14 protein-coding genes and 1 tRNA gene are annotated in these 14,682 nt (G+C 73.4%); 9 read left to right on the top strand and 6 right to left on the bottom strand.

Annotated elements, in window-relative coordinates:
* Positions 1–96: acyl-CoA dehydrogenase family protein (locus ACZ3YL_RS07850; protein ID WP_157849844.1), on the top strand; the 96-nt coding region annotated here is incomplete at its 5' end.
* An 87-nt stretch (positions 97–183) separates the two neighbouring features.
* Positions 184–927: a TetR family transcriptional regulator gene (locus tag ACZ3YL_RS07845; protein ID WP_223243168.1), complete on the top strand. Its 744-nt coding sequence runs from the start codon at positions 184–186 to the stop codon at positions 925–927.
* A 214-nt stretch (positions 928–1,141) separates the two neighbouring features.
* Here ACZ3YL_RS07845 and ACZ3YL_RS07840 read toward each other — a convergent pair whose 3' ends face one another.
* Together ACZ3YL_RS07840 and ACZ3YL_RS07835 are read right to left on the bottom strand one after the other, a co-directional pair.
* Positions 1,142–2,263, bottom strand: a complete 1,122-nt coding sequence (locus ACZ3YL_RS07840) for an acyl-CoA dehydrogenase family protein (protein ID WP_465656106.1) — start codon at positions 2,261–2,263, stop codon at positions 1,142–1,144.
* The gene (locus tag ACZ3YL_RS07835; RefSeq protein WP_188306915.1) at positions 2,260–3,303 is read right to left on the bottom strand and encodes a ScbA/BarX family gamma-butyrolactone biosynthesis protein; all 1,044 of its coding nucleotides are present in this window, start codon (positions 3,301–3,303) and stop codon (positions 2,260–2,262) included. Before ACZ3YL_RS07835 ends, ACZ3YL_RS07840 begins: the two co-directional genes overlap by 4 nt.
* A gap of 237 nt (positions 3,304–3,540) precedes the next feature.
* On the opposite strand from ACZ3YL_RS07835, the gene ACZ3YL_RS07830 reads away from it, so the two are divergent.
* Positions 3,541–4,170 (top strand): ScbR family autoregulator-binding transcription factor, encoded by a 630-nt coding sequence (locus ACZ3YL_RS07830; protein WP_188306914.1) that lies wholly within the window; start codon positions 3,541–3,543, stop codon positions 4,168–4,170.
* Between the two features lie 24 nt (positions 4,171–4,194).
* The gene (locus tag ACZ3YL_RS07825; RefSeq protein WP_188306913.1) at positions 4,195–4,926 is read left to right on the top strand and encodes an HAD family hydrolase; all 732 of its coding nucleotides are present in this window, start codon (positions 4,195–4,197) and stop codon (positions 4,924–4,926) included.
* Positions 4,927–5,335: 409 nt separating this feature from the next.
* On the opposite strand, the gene ACZ3YL_RS07820 is transcribed toward ACZ3YL_RS07825, so the two are convergent.
* Positions 5,336–5,420 (bottom strand) — tRNA-Leu (locus ACZ3YL_RS07820).
* A 291-nt stretch (positions 5,421–5,711) separates the two neighbouring features.
* Between ACZ3YL_RS07820 and ACZ3YL_RS07815 the strand changes: the two genes are divergently transcribed.
* The 3 genes from ACZ3YL_RS07815 to ACZ3YL_RS07805 all read left to right on the top strand — a co-directional run bounded on the left by ACZ3YL_RS07815 (position 5,712) and on the right by ACZ3YL_RS07805 (position 8,726).
* Entirely contained in the window at positions 5,712–7,043 is a 1,332-nt protein-coding gene (locus ACZ3YL_RS07815) for a M20/M25/M40 family metallo-hydrolase (RefSeq protein ID WP_188306912.1), read from the top strand.
* 268 nt (positions 7,044–7,311) lie between these two features.
* Positions 7,312–7,554 carry a chaplin gene (locus ACZ3YL_RS07810; RefSeq protein WP_223242765.1) on the top strand — a complete coding sequence of 81 codons (243 nt, stop codon included), beginning with the start codon at positions 7,312–7,314 and terminating at the stop codon, positions 7,552–7,554.
* A gap of 335 nt (positions 7,555–7,889) precedes the next feature.
* The gene (locus tag ACZ3YL_RS07805; protein WP_465656103.1) at positions 7,890–8,726 is read left to right on the top strand and encodes a chaplin; all 837 of its coding nucleotides are present in this window, start codon (positions 7,890–7,892) and stop codon (positions 8,724–8,726) included.
* A gap of 191 nt (positions 8,727–8,917) precedes the next feature.
* Here ACZ3YL_RS07805 and ACZ3YL_RS07800 read toward each other — a convergent pair whose 3' ends face one another.
* Entirely contained in the window at positions 8,918–9,127 is a 210-nt protein-coding gene (locus ACZ3YL_RS07800; RefSeq protein WP_188308401.1) for a DUF5703 family protein, read from the bottom strand.
* A 363-nt stretch (positions 9,128–9,490) separates the two neighbouring features.
* Between ACZ3YL_RS07800 and ACZ3YL_RS07795 the strand changes: the two genes are divergently transcribed.
* A complete protein-coding gene (locus ACZ3YL_RS07795) occupies positions 9,491–10,087 on the top strand; it encodes a hypothetical protein (RefSeq protein WP_188308393.1) in 597 nt (198 codons plus the stop codon).
* Positions 10,088–10,172: 85 nt separating this feature from the next.
* Here ACZ3YL_RS07795 and ACZ3YL_RS07790 read toward each other — a convergent pair whose 3' ends face one another.
* Positions 10,173–12,350, bottom strand: coding sequence for a helix-hairpin-helix domain-containing protein (locus ACZ3YL_RS07790; protein WP_465656100.1), 2,178 nt, complete (start codon positions 12,348–12,350; stop codon positions 10,173–10,175).
* A 59-nt stretch (positions 12,351–12,409) separates the two neighbouring features.
* The gene (locus ACZ3YL_RS07785) at positions 12,410–13,390 is read right to left on the bottom strand and encodes an aldo/keto reductase (RefSeq protein ID WP_188308391.1); all 981 of its coding nucleotides are present in this window, start codon (positions 13,388–13,390) and stop codon (positions 12,410–12,412) included.
* A 240-nt stretch (positions 13,391–13,630) separates the two neighbouring features.
* On the opposite strand from ACZ3YL_RS07785, the gene ACZ3YL_RS07780 reads away from it, so the two are divergent.
* A complete protein-coding gene (locus ACZ3YL_RS07780) occupies positions 13,631–14,677 on the top strand; it encodes an LLM class F420-dependent oxidoreductase (RefSeq protein WP_188308390.1) in 1,047 nt (348 codons plus the stop codon).
* Positions 14,678–14,682 lie beyond the last annotated feature (5 nt).

The following is a 14,682-nucleotide window of genomic DNA, read 5'->3' as shown; positions in this document are numbered from 1 at the left end:
CCGGTGGAGCGGATGATGCGGGACGCGAAGATCACGCAGATCTACGAGGGCACCAACCAGGTCCAGCGGATCGTGATGGCCCGCAACCTGCCGTAACGGCGGCCCGACGGGCCCCGACGGCCGGCCCGGTCCGCCGACCGGCCGTCGGGGCCGACCCGTTGCGCCGATGCTAAGTTCCGGAGAATGAGCGAGAAGGAAGAGCGGGACCTGCCCATGAACGACGGGCCCTCGAAGCCGGCCATGCGCGAGGCGCTGGTGGCCGCGGCCTTCGAACTCTTCCTGGAGCGCGGCTTCGAGCAGACGACGATCGACGACATCGTCTCGCTCGCCGGCGTCGGCCGGCGCTCCTTCTTCCGCTACTTCCCGGCGAAGGAGGACGTGGTCTTCCCCGACCACGAGCGCAGCCTCGCCGAGATGACGGAGTTCCTGGCGTCCGGCACCGGCGAGGAGGACCCGGTCAAGCACGCCTGCGACGCGGCCCGCCTGGTCCTGCGGATGTACGCCGAGCAGCCCTCCTTCTCCGTCCAGCGCTACCGCCTCACCCGCAAGGTCCCCGGCCTGCGGGCGTACGAGCTGTCGGTGGTCTGGCGCTACGAGCACACCCTCGCCGCCTACCTGCGCGCCCGCTACGCCGACCGCCCGGACGGCCCGCTGCGCGCCGACGTGATCGCCGCCGCCGTGGTCGCCGCGCACAACCACGCCCTGCGCACCTGGCTGCGCTCGGGTGGCGAGAGCGACTGGGTGGTCGAGGTGGACGCGGCGATGGCCTTCGTCACCTCCACCTGGAGCGACCGCCCCGCCGACCCCGCCCCGGAGGGCGACGGTGCGTCCGACGACGTGGTGGTGCTGGTCGCCAGCCGCCGGGCCCCGCTGTGGCGGATGGTCCAGGGCATCGAGAGCGCCCTCGGCGAGTCCCGCCGGGTCTGACCGCAGCCCGTGCGACCGGGGCCGGTGCCGCAGTTGCACAGCCTCCGGCGGCGGCCCGCGACCGTCCCTCCAGCGCACCGGAAGCGCCGGACAGACACGTCGGAACGCCGGAAGCGCCGGACACGGCCGAGCGCCCGTACGCCAGGGGCCGGCCACCCCATCACGGGTGGCCGGCCCCTGGTGCGTGGACGGTCGGTACGGCGCCGCGTGCGGCTCAGCCCCGGGGGCCGAGCACCGCCGCCGCGTAGTCGGCGGCGGCCGCCTCCGCGCCGAGCGCACCGTGCGCGGCCGCGGTGGTGGCGTCCCGCCAGTACCGCTGGAACGCGGAGTCCGCCTGCAGCGCCCGCGACCCCGAGGTGTGGAGGAGACGGTCGACGACGGCGGCGCACCAGGTCGCGGCCAGCACGGCGTCCCGCCGGTTCTCCGCCACCAGCAGCGGCGTCACCTCGGCCCGGTCGGCCCGCTCCGCGGCCCGCTCCAGCAGCAGCCGGGCCGCGGTGACCTGCGCCGATCCCTCGGCCAGCGCCAGCTCGGCCGCCGCCCGCCGGCCGGGGGAGAGCGCGTCCAGCCGCGCGGCGGCGGCGGGGCGCCAGGCTTCCAGCGCCCCCTCGGCCGCGCCGAGGACCGGGGCGGCGAACATCAGGGCGCCGGCCAGGTGGATCGGGACCCGATGGCACCGGGCCGCGTCCCCGCCGAGCGGCCGTTGCGCGTCCGCGAGGGTGCAGGACAGCCGGTCGGGGACGAAGGCCTCGGCCACCTCCACCGCGTTGCTGCCCGTCCCGCGCACGCCCAGGCTCCGCCAGGTGTCCAGGACGGTCCAGTCCGCCCGGGGGACGGCGAAGATCCGGTGCTCGGGCCGGTCCGCGGTGCCGGTCCGGGAGGCCAGCAGCAGCCAGTCCGCGTGGTCGACCCCGCTGGCGGTCTCCCACCGGCCCCGGATCCGCCAGCCGTCCCGCTCCCGGACCGCCTCGCCCTGCGGCGGCATGATCGAGGCGGCGATCACCACGTTCGGGGAGTAGGCCCACAGTTCCTTCCGCCCCTCCTCCGGGAGGTAGGAGGCGAGGCGGCCGTGCGCCGCGAACAGCGTGGCGCACCAGGACGTGGACGGGCAGGTGCGCGCCACCGCCGCCGAGGCGGCCAGCAGTTCGGCGAAGCCGCCCGCCGCGCCGCCGTACTCGCGGGGGACGAAGTGCCGGGGGAAGCCGGCGGCCACCACGGCGGCCACCGCCTCCGCGCCGAGCCGGCGCCGCTCCTCCACCGCCGGGAGGTCGCGCCGGGCCGCGTTCACCACCTGCTCGACGGCTGCGGCGGAGAGGCTCACACCGGCCGTGCTCACGAGGTTTCCTGACGGAGCGTCAGTTTCTGTCGCGGGTCGCGGTAGGCGAGCCGCGCGCTGGCGAGGACGGTGCCGTGCTGGGCGGCGGTGACCTCGGCCGTGCGCGGTCCGGCGGCCCGCCACCCCGGCCCGGGCGTCACGGTGATCGCCACCGGCACGTCCGGCTCGGCGAAGGCGGTGAAGACCGAGCGCACGGCGGCGGGGTGCAGTGGAGCGCCCAGGGCGCGGCCGGCCTGCCGGAAGGCCTCCAGCAGCGCCATGCCGGCGACGTGGTCGGACGGGTGGTCGTGGAGCACCGGGTGGTGGGGGTCGTCGTCGAGCCAGAACTGGCCGGGGGCGCCCCGTTCGTCGCGGGCCAGCAGGACGTGCCGCCCCTCCGGGTACCCGACCTCCCGGGGGCCGAGGCGTCGCAGCCCGCCGACCGGCGCCGCGGGCGGTAAGGCCGTGCCGGCCGCCGGGGCCTCCTTGGCGCCGACGTCGCGGTGGCGGATCAGTCGGTAGAAGTTCGGGTGCAGGACCTCCCAACGGACGTCGGCCCGGCCGATCCGGACGCCGTCGACGGAGATCGCCGCCTGGAGCGCGAAGCTGGCCCGGCGCGGCGTGGTCAACCGCCGGGCGCAGGCGACGTCCAGGATGACGCGGGCCGGACGGTCCGGCCGGACCGCCACGGTGCTGTCGGCCAGGTCGAGGTCGAGCCGGTCGAGGACGAAGGGGTGCCCCTGCGGCACGCCGTGGAAGCGGTGCGAGAGGTGTATCAGGGTCTGCCGGACGGTCTCGGCCAGCAGGAGCGGATCCGGCGAGCGGCCCTGCCCGCCGTCATGGAGGAACGAGTGGAGGAAGCGGTCCCGGTGCCACAGGGCGCCGACGGTGAAGTGACCGTCAGCGGCGCGGATGGCGTCGGTGAGCAGGACCTCCGTCGGGGAGGTCTTGTGGACGGCGCCGGCCGGAAGGCGGTGCCGGAACGAGAGTCTGCGGACAGGCGCGAGCGATGCCGCCTGGTCCGACGACGGGTACCTTGGCGATGCGGTGAAGATGGACATGTGAGTGCGTCTCCCCGTTGGTGTGCCGTTCCCTAAGGTGGTTCCACCCCATCTGCGGGCGAGGGGCATGTCGGGTGACCGTTGATCCCGGCCCGAAAATATACCTGGGCGAAGGTATAAAGCTAGAAGCGCTGGGGCGCAAGAGAGGATTGGCGAACTGTGAGTCAGAACAAGGGTGTTGCTGTGGAATCGCTGTGGCCTGCTCCGACGATCCGGCCCGCGGGCGCGGCCGGTCCGATGCTGCGTCAGGAACGTGCGGAGCGGACGCGGGAGCAGATCCTGCACTGCGCCGCGCGGATCTTCGCCGAGCGCGGCTACCAGCAGACCAGCATCAAGGACGTGGCGGACGAGGTCGCGATGACCAAGGGTGCTGTCTACTTCCACTTCCCCAACAAGCAGGCCCTTGCCGTCGCGGTGGTCGACGAGTTGTACTCACGCTGGCCGGTGACGCTGGACGCGGTGCGTGGGAAGGGCCTGTCGCCGCTGGACACCGTGATCGAGATGTTCAACGCGGCCACCGCCGCGTTCCTGGAGGACCCGATCATGCAGGCCGGCACCCGGCTGCAGAACGAGCGCGACGCCGTCGACGTCGAACTGCCGCTGCCCTACGTCGACTGGACCAACCTGATCTCGACGCTGATGCACGAGGCCCACGGCCAGGGCCAGTTGGCCCGGCACATCGACCCGGACGTGGCCGCCCGGGTCGCCGTCGCGGCCTTCTTCGGCGCCCAGCACATCTCCGACAACCTGCACGGCCGCGCCGACTTCGCCGAACGCTGGCGCGAGGTGCGCGACACGCTCTTCCCCGCGCTGCGCGCCCTCCCGAGGCCCGTGGCCGCGCCCGACCGCCACGTCACCCCGAGGTGACCCCGGACCCAGAGGAGCCCCGCCATGCCCCCGTCCGACCGGCTCACCCCGTCCGAGCGGCCGACCCCGTCCGACCGGCTGGCCTTCAGTGACGTCGACGAGACGCTGATCAACTGCAAGAGCATGTTCGACTTCCTCGACTTCTACCTCGGTGGTCGGTACGGGCCGTCGGGCGCCGAGCGGGCCGCCCGGGTGCGGGCGGAGCTGAGCGCGCTGGTGGCGGCCGGGGCGTCGCGCGAGCAGGCGAACCGGGCCTACTACCGGGTGTGGGCCGGGGTGTCCGAGGAGTCGGTCGCCGCGGCCGGTCGGGAGTGGTTCGCCCGGCGCTCCAGGAGCGCCGGCTTCTACATCGCCGCCACCCGCGAGGCCCTGACCCGGCACCGGGCGGCGGGCGATCCGGTGGTGCTGGTCTCCGGCTCCTTCCCGGCGCTGGTCGAGCCCGTCGCGCGGGACGTCGGCGCGGCCCACGTGGTGTGCAGCCGGCCGGCGGTGCGCGGGGGAGTCCTCACCGGTGAGCTGGTCGGCGAGCCGGTGATCGGCGAGGAGAAGCACCGGGCCGTACGCGCCCTGCTCCGGGCGTACCCGCACGTCGACCCGGCGGACTGCTACGGCTACGGCGACCACGTGTCCGACCTGCCGATGCTGACCGCGGTGGGCCACCCGGTGGTGGTCGGTGACCGCGGCCTGGCGGACCGGATCCCCGGCGCCCGGCTGCTGCCGGCCGGAGCGCCGTTCGCAGGTGCCGCGGAGCGCTGAGCTCCGGGCCCCGGGCTCCATGCCTTCTCCATGTGAAGGTCGTGCTGCGGCACGTTACAGCCCCATGAAAATACCTTCTCAAAGGTATGTAGATCTTCTGGCGCCGCCGCGCAAGCATCCCCCGTGGGTCCGTCTCGCCGCGGATGCCCACCAGCGGCCCACCCCCCGCCGCCTGAACCCACCGAGCCACCGCGTGCAACCGAGCCCGCTCCGCACTCGCACACCCGAACCCGCGCCCCCACCACCCGAGTTCACCCGCCGCCCAGCGACCACCCTGGCCAACCCGGCCGTCCCCACGGTACGTTCGGACACCACACGAACCACACGAACCCACGAACCCGGCCCCGGCCAACCCACGAAGCCCCGGAAAACAAAGAGAACCCCAGATCAACTGGGGTTCTCTCGTCGGTGTCCGAGGGGGGACTTGAACCCCCACGCCCGATAAAGGGCACTAGCACCTCAAGCTAGCGCGTCTGCCATTCCGCCACCCGGACCAGGTGTCGCCCTCGCGGCTTCGGATCTCTCGTCCGTCGCGCTGACAGATGTAACTGTAGCAAAGATCGGCTTGGGGTCCCAAAACGGCTCCGGAGCGGGGTGCGGGGCTGGTGGCGGGGGCAAGGGGCGGCTTGTGGCGGGGGCGTGACCAGCGGGTTTCGGGGCCGTGCGGGGGGTGGATCGTGATCGAGGGCTGGGGGAGGATGGGCGGACGTGCTCGTACGGCCCGGGTGCAGGTCCTGGGGGTGGCGCGCTGGTGCGTCGGTGCGGGCCCAAGACGAGGAGTGACCGTGAGCGAGCGGAGCGAGGCGGCGGCGCCGAGGGTGACGGCTGAGTCTGAGGTCGCCGAGATCTGTCGCGATCTGATCCGGATCGACACCAGCAACTACGGCGACGGCTCCGGCCCGGGTGAGCGCAAGGCGGCCGAGTACGTGGCCGAGCAACTCGCCGAGTTCGGGCTGGAGCCGCAGATCTTCGAGTCGGCCAAGGGACGGGCCTCGACCGTGGTCCGGATCGAGGGCGAGGACCGCTCCCGTCCGGGCCTGCTGATCCACGGCCACACGGACGTGGTGCCGGCCAACGCCGCGGACTGGACGTACGACCCCTTCGGCGGCGAGATCGCCGACGGCTGCGTCTGGGGGCGCGGCGCGGTCGACATGAAGGACATGGACGCGATGACCCTCGCGGTGGTCCGCGACCGGCTGCGCACCGGCCGCAAGCCCCCGCGCGACCTGGTGCTGGCCTTCGTCGCCGACGAGGAGGCGGGCGGCACGTACGGCGCGCGCTTCCTGGTGGACAAGCACCCGGAGCTGTTCGAGGGCGTGACCGAGGGCATCGGCGAGGTCGGCGGCTTCTCCTTCACCGTCAACGACCAGGTGCGGCTCTACCTGGTGGAGACGGCCGAGAAGGGCATGCACTGGATGCGCCTGACGGTCGAGGGCCGGGCCGGGCACGGCTCGATGGAGAACGACGACAACGCGATCACCGAGCTGTGCGAGGCGGTCGCCCGGCTCGGCCGGCACAAGTTCCCGCTGCGGATCACCAAGACCGTCCGGGCCTTCCTGGACGAGCTGTCCGACGCGCTCGGGGTCGAGCTGGACCCGGAGAACATGGACGAGACGCTGCGCGTCCTCGGCGGCATCGCCAAGATGATCGGCACCACGCTGCGCAACACCGCCCAGCCGACCATGCTGGGCGCCGGCTACAAGGTGAACGTGATCCCCGGTCAGGCCACCGCGCACGTGGACGGGCGCTTCCTGCCCGGCTACGAGGAGGAGTTCCTGGCCGAGCTGGACAGCGTGCTCGGCCCGCGCGTGAAGCGGGAGAGCCTGCACTCGGACCGCGCGATCGAGACCAGCTTCGACGGCGCGCTGGTGGAGGCGATGCAGACCGCGCTGCGCGCGGAGGACCCGATCGCCCGCGCCGTGCCGTACTGCCTCTCGGGCGGGACGGACGCCAAGTCCTTCCAGGACCTCGGCATCCGCTGCTTCGGCTTCGCGCCGCTGCAGCTCCCGCCGGAGCTGGACTTCGCCGGGATGTTCCACGGTGTGGACGAGCGGGTGCCGGTGGACGGGCTGAAGTTCGGCGTCCGGGTGCTGGACCGCTTCCTCGACGCCTGCTGAAGCCCCGCGGCCCGCTGATCAGGCGACTGGGTCGGCCCGCTCCCGGAGTGCCGGGGGCGGGCCGACCGCATTGTCCGAGCGCATGATTGTGGGATGGGTTGGGGGAGATCAACAGAAACGATTCTGCCTGCAATTGCGCGCCGAGCGTTTGTGCGAAGCATCACCGTTGCGGGTGAATGGCAAATCTGTTCCGTACCCCGTTTGCCGCAGCGTCGTTCATTCCTGTGCAGCCCGCCGAACGGGTTGCGTTGTCCATACAGGAGGAATGATGAAGGTCAAGAAGATCGCCGCTGTCGCCGCCGCCACCGGTGGCCTGGTGCTCGCCGCCGCCGGTGTGGCGTCCGCTCACGGCGGTGCCGGTGCCGAGGGTGTGGCCGCGAGCTCCCCGGGTGTCGTCGCCGGCAACCAGATCCAGGTTCCGGTCCACGTGCCGGTCAACCTGTGCGGCAACACCGTCAGCGTGATCGGCGTGCTGAACCCCGCGTTCGGCAACCACTGCGCCAACGTCTGAGTCGACCTCCGGGCCGTTGAGGCTCGTTGAGGCCGGTCGAGGTCCGTTGGGACCGGCTCAGCACGGCCCCCGGGCGGCGGACGCGCCGCACCGGGGGCCTTTGTGCGGTCGGGGCCGGGCTCCGAAGGCGAGGCCGGCGGGGTGCTCGGCAAGTTCGAACGCCCCGATCGCTCGATCGGGTGAAGCTGCTTCGTGCGGCTCAACCTCCCCGTTTGCCCCTCGTTAACTCGTGTGCAGTCAAAGGCCTTGCGTGATTTCCGGATATACGGAAATTCCGACTTTCATACAGGTTCACGTCAAGGTCGCCATGCCGTCTCGAAACGTCAGGGGAAATCATGAGGAATGTAGCCAAGAAGGGGATCCTCACCGCCGTGGCCACCGGCAGCGTGCTGGCCTCGACCGCCGGCTACGCCTACGCGGCCGCCGAGGCGCAGGGAGGTGCCGCGGGATCACCGGGTGTCGCCTCCGGGAACTCGGTGCAGGTGCCGGTCGAGGTGCCGATCAACGCCTGTGGCAACACGGTCGACGTGATCGGAGTGCTGAACCCGGCGTACGGCAACCACTGTGCCAACGTCAGCGGCGGCGCCCGCCACGCCGCCCAGCGGCCCGGCCAGGGCGGTCAGCCCGGAGGCAGTGCCGGCTCCGGCGCCGGCGCCGGCCGCGGATCCTCCGCCTCGGGGGCCTCCGCCAGTGGCACCGCGGCCAACTCGCCCGGGGTGATCTCCGGCAACAGCGTCCAGGCCCCGGTGCACGTCCCGGTCAACGCCTGCGGCAACTCCGTGGACGTGGTCGGCGTCGGCAACCCGGCCTTCGGCAACGACTGCGCCAACGTGGCCCGGCCCGCCCCGAAGCCGACCGACGACTGCCCCGAGGGTCACACCACCCCGCCGGCCAGCGACACCGGGTCGGGCAGCTCGCGCAACGGCGGCCAGTCCACCGCCGCCACCCCGAGCACCCCGGCCGCCCACGCACCGGGCACCGCCGGGACCCAGGCCGTTCCGGCCGCCGCCCGCACCAGTGCCCCGGCCGCCCCCGCCGCGCAGAGCGTCGCCGCGGGCGGCGAGCTCGCCCACACCGGCGCCGGTGACGTCGAGATGCTCGGAGCCGCCGGGCTCGCGCTGCTGATCGGTGGCGGCGTGCTCTACCGCCGCGCCCGCGCCGGCGCCCGCTGAGCCCTCCCGTCCAGCCGTTCCGCCGACTGAGCCTTACCGCCCGCTGAGCCCCCGACCGCTCGGCTGCCCCCGTCGGCGGGGCGCAGTCACCCGCCGACGAAACGACGCGCCTACGACCGCCCGATGCCGGGCGGTCGTAGGCGCGTCAGGGCTCGGCGCGCATTCCGCTCAGGACGAGGCGCCCCCGCCCGTCACCAGCTCCGGACCTGCCGGATGATCCGCCGCTTCAGCCGGACCGTCCGACTGCCGTCGGGGAACAGCCTCAGCCGGTCGAGCTCCCAGTGCCCGTACTCGGCGTGCTCGGTGAGCAGTTGGCGGGCCGCGTTGCGCGTGGTGCCACGCGGCATGCGCAGCGACTGGTACTCGTACTCCGACTGCCGGACCGGCTTCGGTGGGGTCAAAACGCTCCTCCTGAGGATCACCTGCGCGCAAGCCTACGGCCTGCCCCGGACAGTCGGCCCGGGTATTTCCGGCCGACCTCCCGTCCCGGTGCGGCGGTTCGGCGGCCGGTGCCCCGGACACTCGCCTGACAGCGCATCAGTTCTGTTGCCACTGTGGAGGGGATATCCCGATCCCGGCGCACGAAGCGGCACCTGGACGGCCCCGCCGGACCGGCTGTGCGCCCTCTGCGCCCGCTCCACGCCGGTTCTGCCGGGGGGCAGAACGTACCGAATCGGACATCAGGGGGGAAGTTGCGGTGAAATCGCGGGTGTAGGTGACAACCGCTGTGCGTACCGGCGCCGCGGGGAGATAGCGTCTGCACCATGTCTGATGCCGCGCAGCCCACCATTGCCGAGGTACGCGCCGCCGCTGAGGCGGTCAAGGCCGCCATCGACCGTCATCTGGAAGCGGTGTCAAGCCCCAACGCAGCTGATGATCCCGCCGTGTCGGCTGCCTACGAGCAGCTCGCGACGGCGGCCATCGCCTATGACCAGCTCCTCTACGAGGTCTACGACGAGGTCACGCCCTTCGAGATCCCGGGCGACGAGGGACCGGGCGGCTACCACGGCCCGGAACAGCCCGAGGCGATCAGCGTGCTGATCCGCCGCGACTACCACGTGGTGGACCCCAAGCGGCTGCGCGCGCAGGCCGAACGGCTCGACGAGTCGCTGACCCCGGGCGGCGCCGGCGGCGTCAACTCGGCGATCGGCGTGCTGTTCGGCGAGTACGAGCCGGACGAGATCGCCGCCCGCAGCGAGGAGTTCGGCCTGGAGGAGGCGGACTCGACGCTCTGGGTCGCGGCGGCCGAGCCGACCGAGCCGGGGGAGTGGCTGCCGGAGCCCTTCGAACACGCCGACCCGCAGCTGCTGATCTGCCGGTTCGACGTGAGCGAGGTCTACGACGAGGACCCCGACGACTGACATCGGACGAACGCGCGAAGGGCGGGTCCGGGAACTCCGGGCCCGCCCTTCGCGCGTCAGCCGGTCGACCGGCGGAGCCGGCGGATCAGTGCGCGGAGACCGCGTTCTCCGCGAGGACCGCCCGCAGCCGGGTGGTGCGCGGCTGCGCCGGGCGCTCGGCGACGGCCTGGGCGAGCGCCGGGCCCGCCGCGTGGACCACGGACAGGTGCCGCTCGCCCCGCCCGAAGGCGGTGTACACCCACTGCCGGGAGAGCGCCGGCCCGGCGTCCTCCGGGAGCACGACCACGGCGGCGGGCCAGCGACGGCCCAGCGCCTGGTGGACGGTCAGTGCCCAGCCGTGCCGCAACCGGCCGGCCTCGGCGGGCGGGACGGTCCGGCGCGAGCCGTCCGAGTACTCCAGGTGCAGGCCGGTGGCGTCGCCGTCCAGCACCCGGGCCGGGCGGGTGATGCCGGGCGCGGGGGACTCCACCACCCGGTCACCCGGGTCGAAACCGCCGAACCGGCCGGGGCCGGGGTTCAGCCGGGCCTTCGCGGCGGCGTTCAGCGCCCGGGTACCGGCCGGGCCACCGTGGCCCGGGGTGAGCAGCACCACCTGCTCGGCAGGGATGCCGAGCGCGCGCGGGATGGAGTCGGTGAGCAGCTGCACGGCGCGGTGGACGGCCTCGCCGCCGTCCTTGGCGGTCAGGATGACCACCTCCTTGTCCGGCGCCTCGACCGGCTGGAGCTCGCCGATGCCGACCCCGGAGACCAGCTCGCCGATCGGGCCGAAGTCCGGGGTGCGGGAGGCGACCGCCGGGCAGACCTTGGCGGCCAGCAGGTCCGCGAAGAACCGGCCGGGGGCGGCCGACCAGAGCTGACCAGGGTCCCCGCTGAGCACCAGCCGGGTGCCGTCGGCGAGTGACTCCAGGACGGTGGCGGCCAGTTCGACGTCCAGCAGCGGCGCGTCCAGTACGACGAGGAGGTCCAGGGCGAGCGAGCCGTCGGCCGCGTGACCGGGGCCCGCCGTACCGGACAGCAGCTCGGCCAGGGTGACCACCGGGGTCTCGGCCTCGCTGAGGGCGTCGAAGGACTCCTTGCCCTGGTCGGTCCAGGTGGCGGCCCAGGCCCGCAGCCCGAGCCCACCGGCGGCGGCGAGCAGCGCGGCCGGTTCGGCGCGGGCCGCCTCACCGCCGGTGTGCAGCACCAGGGCGCTGTCGGCGACGGCCCGGACCAGGGCGGCCGCGGAGGAGGACGGCACGGCCGCGGCGGCGGCCTCCCAGGCGGCGGGGCCGGGGGAGACGGGCACGGCCTCGGCGGGAACGGCGGCGGACTCCCCCGCCTCCGACTCCGGCTCGGCCTCCGGCTCCGATACCGAATCCGACTCCGACTCCGACTCCGTGACCTCAGCAGCCTCCGGCTCAACGCCCTCCGGCTCGGCGTCCCCCGGCTCGGCGTCCTCGCCCGGCACGAAGGTGGCCATCAGCTGGAGCAGCTTCTCGGCGAGGCTGTCCTCCGCCATCGCCAGTCCCTCCAGCGCGAGCAGCGTCCGCGTCGGCGCCTCGTCCTCGTCGCCGCCGGTCGTCTGCGCCTCGGGGCCGCTCAGCTCCTCCTGGAACGGCAGCACCCGCCCGTCCGCGACGGCGTGCTGGATCGCGGCGGCCGGTTCCGGCATCCGGAGCCGTTCGAGTCCGTCGGCCACCTCGGTCAGCTCCTGGGCCGAGTGCCCGCGCAGCGCCGCCTGTTCCAGCAGCCAGACCACCAGCGCCTGGGCCCGGCGCGGGTCGTCCGGGGCGGCCGAGGCGCCGAGCAGCCCGCGGGCGAAGTGGTCCGCGTTCTCGGGGCGTACGCCGGGCAGGCCGAGGACGGCCCACGGGTCGTCGCGCAGCCGCGCGGCCGCGTCGTCGCCGAACTCGGCCACCGCGGCGGCGGCCAGCTCGGCGGGGGCGCCACCGGCGGTCAGCACCTCGGCGGTCTGCCGGAGCGCGTCGCCGCTCGGCTCCTCGGGCCGAACGGCCTGGGCGGCCCGGGCAGCCTGCGAGGCCGGGGCGGCCTGGCGGGGCGCCGGAGGAGCCGCCGTCACCTCGGCGGGCTCGGGCTCTGTACCCCGCGTCTCGGAATCCCGAGCCTCGGAACCCTTCGGCCCGGAAGGCCCGAGCCGATGCGCCCCCGGGCTCGCCCCCTGCCGCTCGATCTGGCGGATCCGCGCCACGATCTCCGCGATCGCCGCCTGGTCGGCGGGCGGAGCCGCAGTCTCCTCCGGAGCGCCGTTCCCCGTGTCACTCATCGTCGTCCGCTCCAAAGGTCACTCCACTGCACGTTCTGTCGACGACCCGGTCCAGGGGCCTACAGCTCGGTCCACCCCTGGTCCGGGTAGCGGTGCACCGGCGACGAGATGTCGTCCAGCGCGCCGCGGATCTCACCCGGAAGCGTAAGCGCCTCCACTGACAGTGCCGCCTGCAACTGTGCCACCGTGCGTGCCCCGACCAGTGCGCTCGCCACTCCGGGCCGGTCCCGGACCCAGGCGAGCGCGACCGCGAGCGGGCTGCTGGCGAGCCCGTCGGCGGCGGTGGCGACGGCGTCGACGATCCGTCGGGAGCGCTCGCCGAGGTAGGGCTGGACGAATCCGGACAGGTAGGGCGAGGCGCCGCGCGAGTCCTGCGGGACGCCGTGCCGGTACTTGCCGGTGAGCACCCCGCGGCCGAGTGGCGAGCCCGCCAGGATCCCGACCCCGGCGTCCAGTGCGGCGGGCAGCGCCTCGCGTTCGATGCCGCGCTGCAGCAGCGAGTACTCCAGCTGCGCCCCGGCCAGCGGCATCCGGTCGTGGTGGGCGCGCTGCCAGGTGGCGGCCTTGGCGAGCTGCCAGCCGCTGAAGTCGCAGACCGCGGCGTAGCGGGCGCGGCCGGAGGCGACGGCGATGTCGAGGGCGCTGAGGGTCTCCTCGACCGGGGTGGTCGGGTCGAAGGCGTGGACCTGCCACAGGTCGACGTAGTCGGTGCCGAGCCGGCGCAGCGAGTCGTCCAGGGCGGCGAGCAGGTGGCCGCGGGAGCCGTCGAAGCGGCGGGTGGACTCGGGGACGCTGCCTGCCTTGGTGGCGATGACCAGCTCGGAGCGGGGGATGAGGCTGTCGGTGAGGCGGGAGATCAGGTACTCGGCGCCGCCGTCGGCGTACACGTCGGCGGTGTCGACCAGGTTGCCGCCGGCGTCGACGAACTCCTTGAGCTGCTCGGCGGCCTCGTGTTCGTCGGTGTCGCGGCCCCAGGTCATGGTGCCGAGACCGAGGCGGGAGACCTGCAGGCCGGTGCGGCCGAGGTGACGTTTTTCCATCGGACGGGCCCTCCACTGGCCGGTGGTACCGGTGGCCCGGTACCACCGGCAAACGCGCAGGTGAGGAGTGCGCTCCCCACGTCGGCTGAGCGTAGCGGCCGGTACCCGGGCAGGGGTGCAGACCCGCAGAACGATCAACGGGGCCGGTGTGACCCAAGCCACCACTACCCGTCAGTAGCATGACCTGTGCGTGCGCGGCTACCCTCGCCACCAAGCCCACCCGACTGGAAGGTTCGGCACATGCGACTCGGCATCAACCTCGGCTACTGGGGACTCGGCATGGACGCCGACAACATCGCGGTGGCCCAGGAGGCGGACCGGCTCGGCTACTCGGTCTGCTGGGCTGCGGAGGCGTACGGCTCGGACGCCGCGACCGTGCTGAGCTTCGTCGCCGCGAAGACCGAGCGGATCGACGTCGGTTCGGCCATCTTCCAGATCCCGGCCCGTACCCCGGCAATGACCGCGATGACCGCCGCGACCCTGGACACCCTCTCCGGCGGTCGCTTCCGGCTGGGCCTCGGCGTCTCCGGTCCGCAGGTCTCCGAGGGCTGGTACGGCGTGAAGTTCGACAAGCCGCTGGCCCGCACCCGCGAGTACGTGGAGATCGTCCGCAAGGCGATGTCCCGCGAGCGCCTGGTGCACGAGGGCGCGCACTGGACCCTGCCGCTGCCCGGCGGCCCGGGCAAGCCGATCAAGCTGACCGTGCACCCGGTGCGCGAGCACATCCCGCTGTACATCGCCGCGATCGGCCCGAAGAACCTGGAGCTGACCGGCGAGATCGCCGACGGCTGGCTGGGCATCTTCTTCTCGCCCGAGCACGCGGCGCTCTCCCTGGACGCCCTGACGGCGGGCCGCGCCAAGGCCGGGAAGACGCTGGACGGCTTCGACCTCTGCCCCACCGTGAACATCGCGGTCGGCGAGGACACCAAGGCCGCGGTCGACGGCCTGCGCTCCTACGCCGCGCTCTACATCGGCGGCATGGGCAGCAAGGAGAAGAACTTCTACAACCAGCTGACCCGGCGCATGGGTTACGAGCAGGCGGCCGACGAGATCCAGGAGAAGTACCTGGCCAAGGACTACGCGGGCGCCGCGGCCGCCGTCCCGCACGACCTGATCGACGCCACCTCGCTGATCGGCGACACCGCCCGGATCGCCGACCGGATGCAGGCCTACGCCGACGCGGGCGTCACCACGCTCACCCTGGCTCCGTCCGGTTTCACCCTGGACGAGCGGGTCCAGGCGCTGCGCACCGGCGTCGAGGCGCTGGAGCGGGCCGGCCTCGGATAGGTCCC

It is taken from the genome of Kitasatospora sp. NPDC023176, assembly GCF_055560495.1.
The sequence above is the reverse complement of the archived record's forward strand: the minus strand, read 5'-3'. Positions and strand labels throughout refer to the sequence as shown.

What these genes read in the sequence shown, in the direction of transcription:
- ACZ3YL_RS07805 (WP_465656103.1), top strand. Translation starts at nt 7,890, where the DNA reads ATGAGGAATGTAGCCAAGAAGGGGATCCTCACCGCCGTGGCCACCGGC.
- ACZ3YL_RS07830 (WP_188306914.1), top strand. Translation starts at nt 3,541, where the DNA reads ATGCTGCGTCAGGAACGTGCGGAGCGGACGCGGGAGCAGATCCTGCAC.
- ACZ3YL_RS07785 (WP_188308391.1), bottom strand. Translation starts at nt 13,390, where the DNA reads ATGGAAAAACGTCACCTCGGCCGCACCGGCCTGCAGGTCTCCCGCCTC.
- ACZ3YL_RS07835 (WP_188306915.1), bottom strand. Translation starts at nt 3,303, where the DNA reads ATGTCCATCTTCACCGCATCGCCAAGGTACCCGTCGTCGGACCAGGCG.
- ACZ3YL_RS07795 (WP_188308393.1), top strand. Translation starts at nt 9,491, where the DNA reads ATGTCTGATGCCGCGCAGCCCACCATTGCCGAGGTACGCGCCGCCGCT.
- ACZ3YL_RS07845 (WP_223243168.1), top strand. Translation starts at nt 184, where the DNA reads ATGAGCGAGAAGGAAGAGCGGGACCTGCCCATGAACGACGGGCCCTCG.
- ACZ3YL_RS07810 (WP_223242765.1), top strand. Translation starts at nt 7,312, where the DNA reads ATGAAGGTCAAGAAGATCGCCGCTGTCGCCGCCGCCACCGGTGGCCTG.
- ACZ3YL_RS07780 (WP_188308390.1), top strand. Translation starts at nt 13,631, where the DNA reads ATGCGACTCGGCATCAACCTCGGCTACTGGGGACTCGGCATGGACGCC.
- ACZ3YL_RS07825 (WP_188306913.1), top strand. Translation starts at nt 4,195, where the DNA reads ATGCCCCCGTCCGACCGGCTCACCCCGTCCGAGCGGCCGACCCCGTCC.
- ACZ3YL_RS07790 (WP_465656100.1), bottom strand. Translation starts at nt 12,350, where the DNA reads ATGAGTGACACGGGGAACGGCGCTCCGGAGGAGACTGCGGCTCCGCCC.